Consider the following 18105-nt stretch of genomic DNA (forward strand, 5'->3'; position numbering starts at 1 on the left):
ATCCCTGATCCGTATGAATAATTAAGCCTGGGGCTGGTTGTTCCTTGCCAACAGCCTGATTTAAAGCATCAATAACGAGCTGATCTTTCATACGTGTATCCATAGACCAACCCACAATTTTACGAGTAAATACATCTATGTAAACAGCTAAGTATAGAAAACGTTCTGAAACTTTAATATAAGTAATATCTCCTAGCCATATGATGTTCTTTCGTGTTGCTAAAAATGTTTGATTAACTAGATTAGGATGCGTCAGTGATGGTCTTTTATGATTTCTATATTTATACTTGTATCTACTTCCTTTGGCATACAGAGCCATTTCATGAAGCAAACGACCGACTCGTTTGCGATTAACATGTATACCTTCTTTGGCTAAAACTTTTGTGATTCTAATCGTTCCGTAGCGTCCATGATGTTCATGAAATATCTTACTAATTCTTTCTTTTAAAACTTCATTTTCAATTTGTCTCTTGGATTTTTTTCTATGAAGATACTCATAGAACCCTGAGCGAGATACATTCAGTATCTTGCATGCTCGTTTAATATTTAACTCAGACTGGTGTGTTTTAAGGAATTTAAACCTTACTTCTTGTTTTGCCTCAAGAAGACCTGGAACTTTTTTAAAAGTTCTAATTCCTCTCTTAACTGTTCATTTTCTTTAGCTAGCTTCTTGTTTTCATACTGCAAATCAAAAAGTGCGCTACCTTTGCCAGGAAACGCACTAACACCATACTTTTCATACTCGCTGACCCATCTATACAAACTGTTATGATGGATCTCTAATTGTTCGGAAACTTCTTTAACAGAGAACTCATCTTCCATTACTAACTTAACGGCTTGAATTTTAAATTGTTTATCATAGGTTCTTCTTGGTATAATAAACTCCCCATTTTCTCTTAACTTAATGTCCAGTTTATTATACCAAGTCCAGAGACGCTTTTTATAAGCTGTCTATTATTCGGGTTACAGTGCATTAAACTTACACAACTGTTTTTTATTATCTCTTGGCTCTTAAAAAAGTCAGAAATTCAACGAGTAATGGGTTGTTCGAATCCTCATTATTTTTTAAAAATCTCGTAAATGTTATATGATCCATATCAGCTATTTTTTCTAATGCAATTGATAATAACTTACTGGCAGGTATAAAGTCATGCGTTACTTCAGAATAATCATACACTGGTATATCTTGATAGCCATCTTTATATTTAAATAGATTACCTACGATACCGTTGATTTCACTTGTATCTATTAATACATCAAGTAACCAAAGGTTATTTTTATCAGGCATCTCAACAAATGTAATTGTTTTATCCGTACTTGATTGCTTGTAGTACTCATATGTTTTAGAAAGTCTAGGTTTAATTGATTCATCTACAAGGTTTACTCTTATTCTATATTTGGCGGATTCTTTTAGTTGAAACTTAAAAAATCTTGAATTAGTCGGTTTGGATTTCTTAAATGGTTTCCCATTTTTAAATAGTTCATAGATGTACTCTCTATCTCCTATATAGTTTATATAAACCTTTAGTTCATTATCAATAAGCAATTCATTAAACAAGAGCTGATTTTCATAACTATCAGATTCAAAGCGCTTGATGTCCATATTTATTTCATGATAGAACTCAATTGGTGCACGAAATTTATTGACATTTTTATCAACAATATATTCTAGCAAAAGCTTGTTTTCAATTCTTTCTTCAAACATGTCGAAGATACCATTAATAAAATCGGATTCTTCTGAATTATCTTCAACAAATTTTACTATTATTACCTTTTCATATCGGTTTAATACTTCAATGAATGAGTCATCAATGTATTCTTGAAGTAACCTAAATTGTTTAATTCGTGATAATTTCTTTCCTGAGTTAATGTTTATATATTTTAAGGAGTCTGTGTTGTAATATGAGTTATTATATTCACTTATAGAGCGAAGTTCACCAAGTAGATCTATTATTAAAACACTTGAGTGTGACTGTTCAAATTTCTCCCATTGCCCTTTGTTCAAATCTCTGTGTGCAATCGTTATATCAGTTAATTCAGTTGTGTTTATATCTTTCATTGAAGTAGGAATTGGTTCAGATGTTAAAGTTAAGATACTTTGATCAATTATGAAATTATTTACTTTATAAGGAAAGTTTTTAAATTCAGTAACATGACGTAAAACTCTACTGCCTAAAATATCAACAAGCATGAAGACACCCCGTTTGTTTAATGTAACCATGTCTAAAAATTATTCCAAACAGACGAAAGTTTGTCAATCTAAAGCTTATTGCAGTATTCGTTAAAAGTATTAAACTGTCTATGATATAATACATAACCTGAAATAAATAAAGTCAGATAGAAAAATGGAGGAACAATGAATAAATCAAAAATAAATTTAGCATTGAAGAATGTGCAACGATTTCATGATGGAGAACTCGTATTAAAATATAATTTACAAACATTAAATATTAAAAATGGAATCGATTGGGAGTATGAACATCCTACAAATCATTCAACATATCAAGTATATTTACATAGTCTCTCTATTATCAACGATTTTGTTATTGTTGGTACCCAGACAGAAAATATAAGAGAACTTTTATTTGCTCGAAAATTAATATATGAATGGTTTCTCAAAGGTAAAAATTCAAAATTCTCTTGGCATGAGCATGCGGTATCTACAAGACTGTTAAACATAATTAAGTTTCAAGAAAAAGCTGGTGAATACAAATTAGAATCAAATTTTTTTGAATCGATTTTAAAAGAACATTGCTTGTTTTTAAATGATGACAGTAATTATAAACACAATAATCATGGGTTAATGATGGATAATGCTTTGATTACAGCAAGTGCATTTATTGAAGATTCAAGTTTGAGAAATAACTATATAAATAAAGCTTTGTCTAGGATTAGAGTTTCTGTCTATAGAGATCTAACAGTGCAGGGCATACATGTTGAAAATTCACCTGAATACCATAATTTATATATAATTTTGCTAAATCAAATTTTTCATACGTTAAAGAAGTATGATTTCAAATTAGAAAGAAATATACATTTTCTCAGGCAAGCAGCAATTGAAAAGAGAGCATCACTATTAAAACCTAACAATGAGTTCCCATTACTAGGTGACACAGGTCAAACTAAATATCCATCAATAAAAAAATCATTTGAAGATATTGTTGATTTAGAAGCTGGTCTGGTTGTTTTACAAGATGAGGACGAAATGAAGCAAGAGTTCAGCCGATATTTTACATTTAAGTGTGGTTATATTAGTAAAACACATAAACACTTTGATGATCTATCAATTACTTACTATAATAACGGTCATGATGTAATCATTGATCCTGGAAAGTATTCGTATAATAAGGATTCTGATAGAGAATATATAATTTCTCCTGCAGCACATTCTACAATTACATTAGAGAATGAATCTTATCCATTACATCAAGTAGGTCAAAGTTTGCGCGACAGACTAAAAATTACTAAGTATTTCTACACTGATGACTACCATTTGGTTGAAGGTATTAATGATTTGTATGAAAATGCAAAAATAAGTAGAACTTGTATAGTAACAAAGTTAAATGATTTAATCATAATAGATAAGGTTAGTAAAGAGAGTGATGGTAACGCTTTGCAAATTTTTAATATCAATGAAAATGCAAAAATTACACAAGATGAAAATTCTTTCGATATAAGGATTGATGATTCAAGCTATTCATTAGAACTCTTAAGTCCAACAAAGAATGTAGAATCTAAGATAATAGATAGTTTTATTTCAAAGAAATTTGGAAAAAAAACTAATAATAAGAAAATATGTTTTCAACAGAATTCAAGTGAAATCATTTTCGCAACATTATTGAGAAACACAAATAGTAACATACAAGTTATCAGTGTGAATAAAAATCAAGTAAAATTAATTGTTGAGGACAAGACACTCGATATTATGTTTTAATCTTTAAATATTACTTCTACTACATGATATTATTTCTTAGCATTAACATAATAGAACGAGTGATTTCCATTTATTTACATCATACTAGATTGATTTAAGATTACACTTTTATGTTCTATAATGTTTGGTATAATACAGGTTATAGTAATTTAATTTTTAGAAAAGTAAGGTGTGGCATAATGAAGTTAACAACTATCGGATTAGGTTATATTGGACTCCCTACCTCGATCATGTTTGCTAAACACGGTGTAGATGTTTTGGGTGTAGATATCAAGCAAGATGCGGTTGACCTTTTAAATAGTGGTCAAATTCATATTGAAGAACCTGGGCTACAAGAAGCACTTGAAGAAGTGTTAGAAAAAGGTAACTTCCGTGCATCAACAAAAGCAGAAGAAGCAGATGCTTTTATCATTGCTGTACCAACGCCAAATAATGATGATGAGTATAAGTCAGCAGATATTTCTATCGTTATGGCTGGAATTGAATCAATTGTTCCACTCTTGAAGAAGGGTAATACAGTAATAGTTGAATCTACAATAGCACCACGTACGATGGATGATCATGTTACACCATACCTTAGAGAACAAGGATTTAAAATTGGTGAAGACATATTCCTAGTTCATTGCCCAGAGCGTGTGTTACCGGGACAAATTATGCATGAATTAATCTATAACAATCGTATAATCGGTGGGATGACACCTGCATGTGTTGAAGCTGGTAAAAAGGTATACGGTAAGTTTGTTAAAGGTGAAATGATTGAAACTGATGCAAAAACTGCAGAAATGTCAAAACTAATGGAAAATACATATCGTGATGTAAACATTGCTTTAGCAAATGAATTGGCAAAAATCTGTAACCATCTTGATATAAATGTTCATAATGTAATTGAAATGGCCAACAAACACCCTCGAGTAAATGTACATCGTCCTGGTCCAGGAGTTGGTGGTCATTGCTTGGCTGTTGATCCTTATTTCATTATTGCAGAGGCACCCGAGCATTCTAAGTTAATCCAGTTATCTAGAGAAATTAACGTATCCATGCCAGAATATGTCGTGAGTATCACAAAAGATATTCTGTCTAAACTAAATGGTAATAAAGTTACCGTATTTGGATTGACGTATAAAGGTGATGTAGACGATATACGTGAATCACCAGCGTTTGATATTTATGAGATGTTACGTAAATTAGATGATATTGAAGTAAATGCTTATGATCCTCACGTGAAGATGGATTTAGTAGAAAAAGATTTATCAGAAGCCGTTGAAGACTCTTCATTAGTATTGGTTTTAAGTGATCATAGTGAATTTAAAACTTTGACTGATGCTGACTTTAAATTTATGAGAGATAAAGTGATTTTCGACACTAAAAATGTAGTTCATAATAATTTTAACGATGTAAAATACTATAATTATGGGAATATACAAAAATTTTAAGATACATGATAATTAAAGCTGTAGACAAAGTAAATACATACGATGTCTATAGCTTAAATTTTTTAGCATCAAAATTATATTATGAAATACAAGGAGATATATTATGATAGATAAATTAAAAGAGTATAATTATACAAAGTTGTATATTTTCCTGGAAAATAATGATAAAAAATTTGTTAAGCGTTTAAACAGCGATGAAGTAATTGACGTTGATGAATATCAATATAAAATTGTGACATCAGTGACGCAAAAAGATCATGAAGGAAGAAAAATGCATTTAATACAGTATGAGGATAAAAAAATAGGTTGGATTGAGCTGGAAGACTCTATGCAAATATTTAGATTCCCTGCTAAAAGCTATCAAGTAATTGAAAACAAATTTCAACCAAATATTCTAAATGAAAATATGGGGATGAGCAAAGATTTTATTTCCCACTTCAAGGGAAAACTTCTTAAGATAAAATCATTAGTTGAATTTAACGATGAAATATACTTTAGCGTGTTTATAAAAACGAAATTTCATGGATTCCATAAAGCAGAATATTTTGATCCATTAATAGAAGTTGAAAAAGAAATTGAACCCGAGGAATTGAATGAAAGTCTTGAGTTTTATAAATTTAGTAACTTAACTCAAGAGGAAAGTGAAGTTATTGATATCGATAAATTAAAGGTAACAGCTATTCTAAAACAAAATAAAATAGCCAAAGTTCTCGTAAATGGTTCTCTAAGTTACTGGGTGGATTTAAGCAAACTACCTAAGGTAAATATCGCAGAGAATAATAACTCAGTAATTCAATCAGATATATATTATGATGATATTATTTATAGCATAAATGATGAGAGAAATAAAACAAAGGAAATATTAAAATCAGTCCTTTCTGCTAAAGAATTTGTTAGTAATAAAAAGAAAATCCCAGGTGTCTCATCAGTTTCTGATCAATTTAAAATTGAGGAATTAAATGAAGAGTTAAAAAGATATAAAAATGACAATTTAGATTTGTCAAGGCAAGTAAACAAACTCTATAACGAAAATAAACTCACAATTAAAAGGTTAGAACATCAGCTTGCATATAAACAGAGACTTGAAGAACAAAGGGATAGATATAAAAGTCGAATGACATTAGTAGAAGAAAAGTTAAGAGACCTTGATGAAAAGTACAAGAATCTAAAGAATAGTAAAAAATAGAAATTGTTAAAGGAGGGGAGTCTAATTGAATAAGAAAGAAGTTAAAAAGAAACTAAAAAAATATAATAAGAATATCAATAAGAACTTTCCAAAAACATTGAACGATATCATTAACGACCTTAACCCAAGTGTCAATATTAATGAGTATAGTCCAAATTATTTATTTAAAAGAGATTCAGATCCTTTTTATTACTTGAAAATTGAAGAATTAAAAAGGCACGAGGCACTTAGTAAATTCCGAGAAATTGTAGAAGAATTGCCGAATAGTAATGGCAGTAGAATATTCAAAAAGCTTAAATACAAAATAGGAATAGTTTCTGATGAATTTCTATATGAATCATTTAAAGATGTTGCGGATGTAGAATATATAACACGAAGTGAACGTGAAGAAATAAAAGAGTATGACTTTGTCATTTTAGCAACTACTTGGAGAGGAATAGATAACAGTTGGATGGGTGCTGCCACTGCAAACGGGCCAATTCGTCGTCAAATGATTATGATGGCTGAGGAATATAACCGACGTGGAATTCCGACAGTCTTTTATTCTAAGGAAGACCCTGTTAACTACAACTTGTTTAAAAGTCTAGCCAGACACTGTAAATATATCTATACAACAGCTCAAGAGGTTGTTAAAGAATACAAAGAATATACTGGCAATGACAATGTAAAGGTCCTCCAATTTGGTGTAAACCCTATTATCCATAATCCAGTAGGATCAAGAACTAAGTATGCAGAAGAGCATAAGGATGAAATATTGTTTGCGGGTAGTTGGCTATCAAAGTATCCAGTAAGGATGTCAGAAACGCAAAGGTTGTTTGATTCAATTATCAGTGAAAAAGTACCACTTACAATCATTGATAGAAATCTGGAGTTGAGAGATCCGAGATATCAATTCCCATCAAAGTATATTCCATATATCACACCACCAATACAGCATGACTTTTTAATGAAGCTACATAAGATTTTCAGGTGGAGTATAAATATGAACTCTGTAAAATATTCTGAAACTATGTTTGCCAATAGAGTTTATGAACTCCAAGCATTCGGTAATATCTTAATATCTAATTATAATACTGGGATTAATAATATCTTCCCAAATGTACGAATGATCAATGCACCAGACGATTTTAAAGTATTATATGGAACAAAAGAAGAAGACCTATTAGACTTACAAGCTAAAGGAATCCGAAATGTGATGGAGAACCATACGACGTTTGACAGAATTAAAACTATTGCATCAGATATAGGGTTAGAAATAGAGAAAACTCGGGACAGTGTACTAGTGATAGGAGAGACTGAAGCTGACCAAGAGAGTTTCAATAGACAGATTTATCACAATAAAGAGTATGTTAACAAAAATGAAGTAACTGATGAAATGATTAATAGATATGATTTTATAGTTTATTTTAATGATAAGTTTTTATATGAAGAATATTACTTGGAAGATATGATATCTGCTTTTAAATATACCGATGTTGACTTTGTGACAAAAGATAAAGATTCAGAGCCACATAACTTTACATCTAAGTTTAATAATAAATATTTAACAATGTTTGACACAAAAACGCTTGGAAATACTGAACAATCAATTGGATATAATACTGATTATGTCGAAGTAGTTGAAGTAGCAAGTGTTGATAATTATCAACAAGAGACTAAGGAACTAAGTGTTATTATACCAATTCATAACAATGGTACTTATCTTGAGGAAAAATGTTTCGCTAGTTTAAAAAGATCTTCAAGTTTCAAGAAGATGGAAATTATTTTCGTAAATGATGGTAGTACCGACGATACTACTATAAAGATAATTAATCGTCTAAGAAGAAGACATCCAGATATCGTTTATTTTGAATTTGATGAAGGTTCAGGAAGTGCATCTCGTCCTCGTAACAAGGGTGCAAGAATTGCTAGTACTGAATTCATTACTTATCTGGATCCAGATAATGAAGCGTGTGGAGATGGATTCCACCAAATGCTTGAAGTTATGAAGAAACAAGACGTTGACATGGTAGTTGGTAATATAATTAAAGAAGACAATGACCGAAGAGTCGCAGGTAAATATACTGGAACAATTAAGAAGTATAATAATGATAGATTGTTAATTGAAAATCCAAGAGAATACTTAATTAATGCAGGTATGCGTGTGCAAAGCATTCAAGCTCTGATTGTAAAAACATCTGTTATTGTGGATAATGATTTGATAATGGTTGAGGGTGCAGCAGGTCAGGACACTATGTTCTTCCAAGAGCTCGTTTTGAACTGTAATAGAATCCAAGGATTAAATAAGTTTATTCATGTTTACTATGCAGCTGTAGCGGGGAGCGTGACGAATACTGTATCTAAGAAGTTCTTCGAAAAATACTACAAATTAGAAATAGAAAGAGTTCCGTATCTCGAAAAATATGAACTTATGGATGTATATTTGAAAGAACGCTTTAACTTTTATATCAGAAAGTGGTATAAGCCACGTATGGATAGAGTAGAAATTTCTGAACGTAAAGAAGCAATAGAAAAATTCTTTGAAATTATCGATTTATATGAAAAATATGAACCGATATATGAAATTGAAGTAGAAAACTATTTTAATGAATTAAAAAAGGAATTAGAATTATATAGTAGGTAGTTTTGATTAACTATCAATAAAAATAGAATTATGAAAATGTAAACTAAGTAATTTTAATCAAGTGTTTCAACTATTTTTTAGAATTAGTTTGTTACTTAACAAACTTTAAATAAATATTACGTGTTTGATATATTAAAATATATAAGGTCTTTTTAATTAAACATAAATATATTGAGGAGATATAAATGACTATAAATTTAAAGAGCTCTAAATCTTCTAAAAATATTGGTGTAATTATGAACTATCTAACGAAGCAATCTTTTACAAGAGTATACAATACTTTTCAAATTCCCACTGAGGGATATATCGATTACTTCCGGGATAATAACATAGATACACTTTTAGTAGAATTAGAGATTTATGAAGAAGATCATGAATGGTATAGTAAAAACTTATCTGATGTGATTAAAGCAGCAGAATTGTTAGAGTTAAAAACAATATTGATTAATTTTAATGGCGAAGTAGTTCCTAAAATTCTTCAGAGCTATAAGTGCATCAATATTAATCCTTCATATGAAGAGAGCATGGCTCCTAATGATTATCCAATACTAATTGATGAATATAAATTTAACCCATCTGGTAATAAATCAACATTAGATATTCTTTATCTTGGTTTGCCTGACAATGAGTATAGTAATGATCAACGAGAATTTCATAAAAAAAGAGGATTAAAGACTAAGAAAATAGATATATTCAGTTTAGATAAAGACAAAATAGTCTTACTCTTAAACGCAATTAAAAGAAGTAAAGTAGTTTATTTATATGATGCTTCAAATATAAATAAAAAGTTTTTATATTACCTTGATGTACTGGTTTCATTGTTTAATACATGTCTAGTCTATAATGCAAATGAAGGCATAAAATTAAAGTATGGTGACAGGTACGAAAGTGAAGAATCAACCAGTTATATGATTCAAGCTATGATCGAGAATGATATTTTTCGAGAAAAGATAATTTTAAGTAAAACTCGAAATGTATTTCTCAGAAATACATTTCTTCGCACTCCTAATTATGAAAGATTTGAGAAAAGTTTTAATTACAATGATGATAATAATGTCAGTGTCTTGGTAGCTAGTAAAAGAAGAGAATTCTTAGAAAATTTTATTAGACAAACAAATGATCAAACGTTTGTTAATTTACAAATTATTTTTATAACTCACGGTTTTGATTTATCAGATGTTGAGAAAGAAAAACTTGTAAATCTTTCCAAATATGAACTCACATTTATACCATGTGCTGAAGAGATGTCATTTGGTAACTGTTTAAATGAAGGTTTAGAACATATTAAAAATGATTATGTAATTAAAATGGATGATGATGATTATTACTACCCTAATTTTATTATCGATTTGTTACTTGCTTTAAAATACAGCAAAGCAGATGTAGTAGGAAAGTATGCATTTTTCTTCTATTTAGAGAAAGACAATGTTGTTGGTCAGAGAAGACAAAAATACCAATATTGTGAAATTACTGAGGTAAAAGGTAATACGATGATATGCAAGACAGATGTATTAAAAAAATTTAAATTTAATGATCTTCCACGTCATGTTGATAGTGACTTTTTCTTCAGAGTAAGGGAAGATGGTGGTAAAATTTTTTGTATTCATCCATATGACATGTGTGTCTTTAGAGCAGAAGATAAATTGAATCATACATATAGGGTGCTTGATAGTAGATTTTTAAGAGATGCCAATATTATATATTATGGATTACCTAATAAAACAATCAGCTCTGACAGAATCTATTCATTTTAAAGGCGGTTAAAAAATGGAAAATAATATTATAAGTAAAAGACCACAATTATTGCCTAATCAAGAGATAGGAATAATCTCTACTTACTTTACAGAGCAAATGCTACAGAGAAATTTTAAAGTAATTAGACTAAAACCTGAAACATATGTTGAAGAAGTTTTAGAAAGACATATTGAAGTAGTTTTTATTGATAGTTATATTTATGAGATTGATCATCCATGGTTTGCCTACGATATTGAAGATATAATATCACTTTTTGAAAAATTAGATATTAATATAGTGATTGTAAATAATGATTCAAGAAATAGCTTTTTAAGAGGAGATTACTTTTACATAAATATAGATTCAAAAACTAAGGAACCAATTATAGAAAATAATCACTTACATTTACCAATAATTGCAAATGAAAAAATGTTCAATCCCATTAATGATAAGCCTAGTTTAGACATATTATATTTTAAATTGGGGACACTAAAAAGGGGAAAGTACATACAAAAACTACATACTCAAGTTAAACCATTAAGAAAAGAGATTGTGACAGATCACATAACAAGGAGAATCGTTCAAGAACTCGTTAAAACAATTAAGAAGGCTAAAGTTCTATATATTTATTATTCTGAAGAATTGCCAGATACTCTTGTCCATTACATTGAAGTATTAGCTGCTTTGCAGAATACTAAAGTTATTCTAGATTCAAACTATAAATTGGAATCAAATCTTTCAATCAACACGAGAGATGATGAATCTAACATTGAACTTGTTAATGCTTTTCATAGGGATGGAATATATCGAGAAAAAAATAATATTGAAAATCATCGAATTGCTTTCTTAAAAAACACATTAATTCAGTATAATGATTTTTCAGAAATATTGAGTGGAAGAATTAATAAAGAAGATATTAGAGTTAGTGTAGTTACTTCTACAAAAAGAAAATGGACTTTGAAAGATTATGTAGAGCGTTTAAATAATCAAGCTAATGTACAACTACAAGTTGTTTTAGTAACACATGGTTTTATTATGGATCAGAGTGAGATAAGGGCGTTACAAGAACAAGCAAACTTTAGTCTAACTATAATTAGTAAACCCAGCAGTCTCTCTTTCGGGTTATGTTTAAACGAGGCAATCTCATTAGCAACTGAGAAGTACTTTACAAAAATTGATGATGATGATTATTACTATTCTAATTATTTAATAGATTCATGGATTGCTTCAAAATACACTGATGCTAATATTATAGGGAAGCATTCTCAGTTTGTTTATCTAGAGGAAACGGAGATGGTAATTCAAAGATTTTCAAATGCGCAATATAGATATTCTGAATATGTTGCAGGAGCTACTATTTTCTGTGAGACAAGTTTTATAAATAAATACTTATTCAGTGATTTAAGAAAAGCGGTAGATTCAGATTTACTTAGGCGAGTAAGAGAAGACGGTGGCCGTTTATATTGTACCCATCCATATGAATTTTGTATTTTTAGAGCAGGAGATAAATCAGAACATACATGGCAAATAGATGATACTAGACTCCTTAAATCTGCTAAAATACATTTTATTGGAAATCCACACTTAACAATCCAAGTATAATCATACAATAAAAAACAAGGGTGACTAAAATGGAAAAAATAATTCAAGGTCAAAAAGATTGGAAAGAGTTTTCTACAAATAATAATGTAGGTATAGTTGTTTCATTATTTTCGGAACAGTTTGTTAGAAATTCTTATAACACATTCGAGTTATCTCCAGAAAACTTTGAAGCAGAGATATCGTTATATGGAATAGACACTGTTTTCGTCGATAATTATATTTATGAATCAGATCATCTTTGGTACAAACAAAGTCGTGGTCATCTAGTCAACTATTGTAAGAATAATGATATAAATTTAGTTGTTATTAAAAATTCAAACCACGTTGTAAACCAAACATTTAAAAAAGCGTTTATTCTGCAAATTGATCCAAAGTTAAATAAATATGAATACGATGGATTAGTTCTCAAGGCTCCTATGTTATTAGATACAGCAGAATTTAATCCGATTGACACTAAAAAAACAAGAGATATTACCTATTATGCAATTGGTAAAATGAATTCATCATCTGAAACACAATCCTATAACAGTAAATTTAAGCCATTAACAAGAATTGTTAATGAACCAAGATTTACAAGACACTCACTAAAAAAACTATCAAGCTATATAAAAAAAACAAAGCTACTATACATAAGTGGAACGGTAGTCTTAGATGAGATTACTCTGCAATATATAGAAAACATGGCATATTTAAGTTCAACTTATGTAATTTATGACCACTCTATCGATATTGAACCAAAATATGGATTTCAAAGTAATAGTGATTTAACAAACTTTAATAAAGTAAGAGTACTATTAAGAAATTACGAATATTGGTTTAAGGATGTCATTGGCCTACAAAGAAGAGTCTTTTTAAATCATACTTTCATGTTCATGCCCAACTTAAGAGAATTTATAACGGAAAATCAGAACGAGAGAAAAATTCCAAATGTGAGTATAATTACTTCAACAAACAGAAAAAATAAGCTTGATTTTTACATAAATCAGATGAATAATCAAAAATTTGTAAATCTTGAAATAAACCTTGTTACACATGGTTATGAACTTTCTGGAATAGAACAAAGTAAGATTAAAAGTGGATCAAAGTTTGATATTAACATTCAATCCGCAGATCCAGCAGAAAATCTAGGACTCTGCTTGAATAAGGCTATTGAGACATCAACCCTTCCAGTAATAGCAAAAGTGGACGATGATGATTATTACCTAGATCATTATATATTAGATCAATGGATTGCGCTCATGTATAGTAATGCAGAAGTTGTAGGTAAATCAGAAGCATTTTATTATTTTGAAGGAGAGAACATAATTGCTAAACGAAAAGTAGGAGAATATTTAAAATATGATACTTTCGTAATGGGTGCTACTATTATGAGTCCAGCAGATACTATGAAGCATATTAAATTTTCAGACTTACCTAAAGCCGTAGATACTAATTACCTGCGTCGTGTAGTGGCAAGCGGTGGAGAAATTTATGTAGGTCATCCATATGAGATGTGTGTTTATCGTTCTGGAGATACAAGTCATCACACTTGGAATGTAAATGACTTATCAATGTTAAGAAATGCTGAAATAGTTGGATTTGGTACTCCGGAGTCTACAGTAACTGTGATATAGATTATTTTGCAAGAAGTATTTTTTAAAGGTGATTAGATGTTAAAGATCTAGATAACTCTGGACTGACTTACTGGAAGTTATAATGAACTATAAATTGTCCAATTAAATCAATTATGGTGGGTTAAGAAATGTCCATTTTACTTTAAGATTAGAGGGTGACTTTGAAATGATAGAAATAAATCTTCAAAAATTAAATTATGAATTCTTGGTTAACCTAGATTATGGTGAAACTTTAAAAGTTATTACTGATACAAATTCTTTCTATTTTAGAGTGTTCTTAAAGCCTGAATCTAAGAAACTTCTCGTGCATAGCAACGGTGCAATCAACAGGAATATAAAGTCTCCACCAGTATTTCATCGCTCATCCTGGACTGAAGATATAGATGCTAATTGTGTTTTTATTGATGATAAAACAATACATAACACCGAGTACAAAGCTGGGTGGGGGATTGGAACATCCAATGAACATTATATTGAAAGTTACTCCGAAATCATAAAGCATTTTCAGCAAATATTAGGAATACAATCCAAAGATATCTATTATTGGGGCTCAAGTGCGGGTGGCTTTATGTCGATGATGCTGGCTACAAGGCATATAGAAACCACTGCTATTGTAGGTAATCCACAGACAGATTTAAGAAGACATAATAAAACGAAGCTAAGGAATTTAATATTGCATGGGTATGGTAATGTGGATGTCGATGAGATTAGTCAGAATGAAGGATTTCGTTTCTCAGTAGTAGAATCAATTATTAAGTTTAACTACATGCCTAAGATAGTATATATTCAAAATACAATCTTTAAGTCAGATGTAAATAAGCAATTAAACCCTTTTTTGAAAGACTTGAAAGAAAGAAGTATTTCTGAAGAGGATTTACACATAATAAACTACAGAGATGATTTAAGAGGGCACTTACCGTTACCTAAAAATGATTATCTTTTCTTTTTAAAGTTAGCAATGAATTTTAATGAAATTTAGAAAACTAAAGGATGTTTATTTATGAAAAGTATTAATTATTTTGATATAAATAAAGAAAATCTCATTAATTTTGAAAATAGTATTTTCATTCTTGATAAAGATGAAGTGAAGTATAGAATGTATTATAATCTTAGCAAAGGTTCTAACAAAATTATCATTAAATTCTCCAATGATGTTACTGACGATATGGAAAATGTCAGGAATACAGCTTTTGTGAGTAATAGTTCGCTTTTAATTATTGAAGAAGTATCCAGCACTATAAATGAAATTGATAATGGATTTGGTATAGGCAATGATAATTTATACTATGTAGAAGAATATAAAAATATTATACTAAAAATAGTACATTTAATAGATATCAATCACGATGATATATATTTTTATGGAGAATATGAGGGTGCTTTTATACCTTTGTTACTGAGTATATTTATAAAGGATTCCAATGCTATAGTTCATAATCCAGTAAATTTCGTTCAAAAGATAAGCGCAACTAAAAGAAAAGAATTATACAAAACATTATTCCCAGGGTTATCAGATGACGAGATATTAAAAAAATATTTAAGAAAATTTTCTACAACAATACATATGAAGAAAGATAGAACTGTACCAAAAATCTTTTACATACAAAATAAGATTGATGATACTTTTAATAAGCAATATATTCCTTTTATAAACAACCTTAAAAAATATAGTATATATGATGGTAGCCTCGTGAAGTTAATGTATTCAAATAAAGAATTGATTAATAATAAATTATCGGAAGATAAATTAGGTAATATTTTAAATTCTATTATTGATAATGATGGATTCCAATATATTGAAGATAATAATATCTTCAATTCTAAAGCTAGTTTGGTTTTTTTAGATGATGATTCAAGAGAAGCTAGCTATGAGATTTTATATAAGTTTGCCCGCGAGAATCAGTTACCTGTTACATTTGGAGTTAACTCTGGACACATTAAAAATGGCACAAAAAATCGGATGTCTTATAATCAATTTCTAGAAATGAAGAAGGACAAAAATATTGTAGAGTTCGTCAATCATACACATTCCCATATAAGATTGACTGAGTTAGATTATAACGAAATTGATACTGAAATTAGATTATGTCAAGAATTCTTAGAGGAACATGGTATATTTACAAGCCATCTTATATATCCTTTTGGAAAAGTGAATGATCAAATAATGAAAATAGCGTCCAAATATGTGAGCAGCGCAAGTAAAACCAATGGCAAGATAGTAGATTTTAATCACGCTGATTATAATAAATATCTACTCAACAGAGTTGCGTTCGAAACGGAAATTGAGAAAATAGAGAAAGATATGATTGAGGCTGCGAGATGCAATGGCTGTTTAATTATAAATATACATACTCAATATAGTACGTTTTCTACTGAGAAACTTGGAGAAATAGTAAAACTGTCTAAGAAGTACAATGTCGATATCCTACATCTTTCAAATGCCGTCAAACGTAGTGTTAAATAAAACGATAGGGATAAACTCGAAAGGAGATTGTTTTAGTGGAATTTAAATTGTATCCACGAGGGTATATATTTTCAGAGCATAATTTCTTGAATATACCAAGGCATTATAGATGTGTGAGAGCGAATTCATATTACTACTATTATGACAAAACAATGACTGTAAATCTTCTACAGAAAAAGTCCGAATTTGTCCTTATACATGGAAATTTTTTTATGCAGGATTAACCGATGAGGTCAACAACTCAACATTACTAGAAAAATTATTAGAGTATTTTCTAAATAACTATAATGAATTTTTAAATTTATTAGACTATATCACAGGCAGGTATAGTATCATCATAAGTGATGGACGAGAGATATTTGTTTATACAGATGCAGTTAGCACGAGAAGTACTTACTATACGTTAGATAGTTTAACTGTTTCTTCACATGTCAATCTGATAAGTGAAAATTTCAATTATAAGAAATCAAACATTTCTTATACACTATCTAATGCTCTGTATTATACATCCTATTCAGAAATAAGAAGTGCACTACCAAACTTCAGTTTAAATCTAAACAGAAAAGAGTATACAAGGATTTTTCCAAGAGAAAATAACCGTTTTAAAAGTTTATCTACTAGTGAAAAAATTCATATGTATAGCACCATCTCATCAAAAATTTTTAAGTATATTGCAGATAATTATGATGAAAAACTTCTGTCTTTATCGGGTGGTGGAGATAGTAGAATTTCTATGGCACTCTCTAAAGAAGTTAAAAATCAAATAATATACTTTACGTATGTTACTAATGCGGAGAATGATCAGAGCACCTCTATAAAAAGAGAAGCTCATAAAGACTATAATAACGTAAATCAAATTGTATAAAATATTAACATTAACCATGAATTTTGTTTCTTAAATAGAATCAGCAATGAATTTAGCAATTACGAAAAAAAGATTATAAGGAAAAACTCATCAGCACCACACTCGATGTTCTTAATTAACCTCTACAGAGATTATTTCAATTATGATAAAAGTGTAGTGCATATACGTTCCAACTTGTATGAAATTGGTCAAGCAAGACATTATCCAAAAGCAATGAAAGATAGTAATTTAAATGAATTAAAATTAACCTTTGATCAAAGGTACAAAAAATTATTAAGGCCAAATGATGACATCGAACAATATCATCAACTCTATAATAATTTTATTCAGGATGTAAAATATGATGAGAATGTATATGACTTTCATTTGTTAGATTTGTATCTTTGGGAACTAAGACTATCACACTGGCATTCAGATATATTGAACACTCATGATGTTTGTTTTCAAACGTTAAGTCCTTTTAATCACAGAATACTTTTAGAAATATCTTTATCATTTAATTATGAAGAGAGAAGAAGCGGGTATATGTTCCAAGAGTTAATAAATAATAATTGGCCAGTTTTGAATTTTTTTGGTGATAATGATATAAATAACATGTATGAAAAAAAAGTGAATCAAAGTTTGATATTAACATTCAATCCGCAGATCCAG

General features: G+C 29.5%; 11 protein-coding genes and 2 pseudogenes. 11 read left to right on the forward strand and 2 right to left on the reverse strand.

What is annotated here, in order from left to right:
* Together BMW30_RS00005 and BMW30_RS00010 are read right to left on the reverse strand one after the other, a co-directional pair.
* Window positions 1-876: pseudogene (locus BMW30_RS00005) on the reverse strand (IS3 family transposase); the annotation flags it as partial.
* Between the two features lie 121 nt (window positions 877-997).
* Window positions 998-2221: a DUF6270 domain-containing protein gene (locus BMW30_RS00010; RefSeq protein ID WP_143248961.1), complete on the reverse strand. Its 1224-nt coding sequence runs from the start codon at window positions 2219-2221 to the stop codon at window positions 998-1000.
* Between the two features lie 135 nt (window positions 2222-2356).
* Here BMW30_RS00010 and BMW30_RS00015 point away from each other — a divergent pair, with 135 nt between their 5' ends.
* From BMW30_RS00015 to BMW30_RS10460, 11 genes and pseudogenes are all read left to right on the forward strand, one after another.
* Window positions 2357-3934 carry an alginate lyase family protein gene (locus BMW30_RS00015; RefSeq protein WP_091472479.1) on the forward strand — a complete coding sequence of 526 codons (1578 nt, stop codon included), beginning with the start codon at window positions 2357-2359 and terminating at the stop codon, window positions 3932-3934.
* A gap of 179 nt (window positions 3935-4113) precedes the next feature.
* Window positions 4114-5367, forward strand: a complete 1254-nt coding sequence (locus BMW30_RS00020) for a nucleotide sugar dehydrogenase (RefSeq protein ID WP_091472482.1) — start codon at window positions 4114-4116, stop codon at window positions 5365-5367.
* Window positions 5368-5470: 103 nt separating this feature from the next.
* Complete coding sequence (locus tag BMW30_RS00025; protein ID WP_091472484.1) at window positions 5471-6553, forward strand: hypothetical protein; 1083 nt, start codon at window positions 5471-5473, stop codon at window positions 6551-6553.
* A gap of 25 nt (window positions 6554-6578) precedes the next feature.
* Entirely contained in the window at window positions 6579-9176 is a 2598-nt protein-coding gene (locus BMW30_RS00030; protein WP_091472487.1) for a glycosyltransferase, read from the forward strand.
* A gap of 185 nt (window positions 9177-9361) precedes the next feature.
* Window positions 9362-10930 carry a glycosyltransferase family 2 protein gene (locus BMW30_RS00035; RefSeq protein WP_091472490.1) on the forward strand — a complete coding sequence of 523 codons (1569 nt, stop codon included), beginning with the start codon at window positions 9362-9364 and terminating at the stop codon, window positions 10928-10930.
* A 13-nt stretch (window positions 10931-10943) separates the two neighbouring features.
* Window positions 10944-12512, forward strand: coding sequence for a hypothetical protein (locus tag BMW30_RS00040; RefSeq protein WP_091472491.1), 1569 nt, complete (start codon window positions 10944-10946; stop codon window positions 12510-12512).
* A gap of 29 nt (window positions 12513-12541) precedes the next feature.
* Entirely contained in the window at window positions 12542-14125 is a 1584-nt protein-coding gene (locus BMW30_RS00045) for a hypothetical protein (RefSeq protein WP_091472494.1), read from the forward strand.
* 166 nt (window positions 14126-14291) lie between these two features.
* Window positions 14292-15104 (forward strand): hypothetical protein, encoded by an 813-nt coding sequence (locus tag BMW30_RS00050; protein ID WP_091472496.1) that lies wholly within the window; start codon window positions 14292-14294, stop codon window positions 15102-15104.
* Window positions 15105-15125: 21 nt separating this feature from the next.
* Entirely contained in the window at window positions 15126-16589 is a 1464-nt protein-coding gene (locus BMW30_RS00055; protein WP_091472500.1) for a polysaccharide deacetylase family protein, read from the forward strand.
* A gap of 634 nt (window positions 16590-17223) precedes the next feature.
* Window positions 17224-17454 (forward strand): hypothetical protein, encoded by a 231-nt coding sequence (locus BMW30_RS00060; protein ID WP_091472503.1) that lies wholly within the window; start codon window positions 17224-17226, stop codon window positions 17452-17454.
* Window positions 17455-17559: 105 nt separating this feature from the next.
* Window positions 17560-18105 (forward strand): annotated as a pseudogene (locus BMW30_RS10460) (hypothetical protein); the annotation flags it as partial.

The organism is Aliicoccus persicus, assembly GCF_900110815.1.
Classification (GTDB): Bacteria; Bacillota; Bacilli; order Staphylococcales; family Salinicoccaceae; genus Aliicoccus; species Aliicoccus persicus.

What these genes read in the sequence shown, in the direction of transcription:
- BMW30_RS00060 (WP_091472503.1), top strand. Translation starts at nt 17,224, where the DNA reads ATGTATAGCACCATCTCATCAAAAATTTTTAAGTATATTGCAGATAAT.
- BMW30_RS00020 (WP_091472482.1), top strand. Translation starts at nt 4,114, where the DNA reads ATGAAGTTAACAACTATCGGATTAGGTTATATTGGACTCCCTACCTCG.
- BMW30_RS00050 (WP_091472496.1), top strand. Translation starts at nt 14,292, where the DNA reads ATGATAGAAATAAATCTTCAAAAATTAAATTATGAATTCTTGGTTAAC.
- BMW30_RS00055 (WP_091472500.1), top strand. Translation starts at nt 15,126, where the DNA reads ATGAAAAGTATTAATTATTTTGATATAAATAAAGAAAATCTCATTAAT.
- BMW30_RS00025 (WP_091472484.1), top strand. Translation starts at nt 5,471, where the DNA reads ATGATAGATAAATTAAAAGAGTATAATTATACAAAGTTGTATATTTTC.
- BMW30_RS00015 (WP_091472479.1), top strand. Translation starts at nt 2,357, where the DNA reads ATGAATAAATCAAAAATAAATTTAGCATTGAAGAATGTGCAACGATTT.
- BMW30_RS00045 (WP_091472494.1), top strand. Translation starts at nt 12,542, where the DNA reads ATGGAAAAAATAATTCAAGGTCAAAAAGATTGGAAAGAGTTTTCTACA.
- BMW30_RS00035 (WP_091472490.1), top strand. Translation starts at nt 9,362, where the DNA reads ATGACTATAAATTTAAAGAGCTCTAAATCTTCTAAAAATATTGGTGTA.
- BMW30_RS00040 (WP_091472491.1), top strand. Translation starts at nt 10,944, where the DNA reads ATGGAAAATAATATTATAAGTAAAAGACCACAATTATTGCCTAATCAA.
- BMW30_RS00010 (WP_143248961.1), bottom strand. Translation starts at nt 2,221, where the DNA reads ATGGTTACATTAAACAAACGGGGTGTCTTCATGCTTGTTGATATTTTA.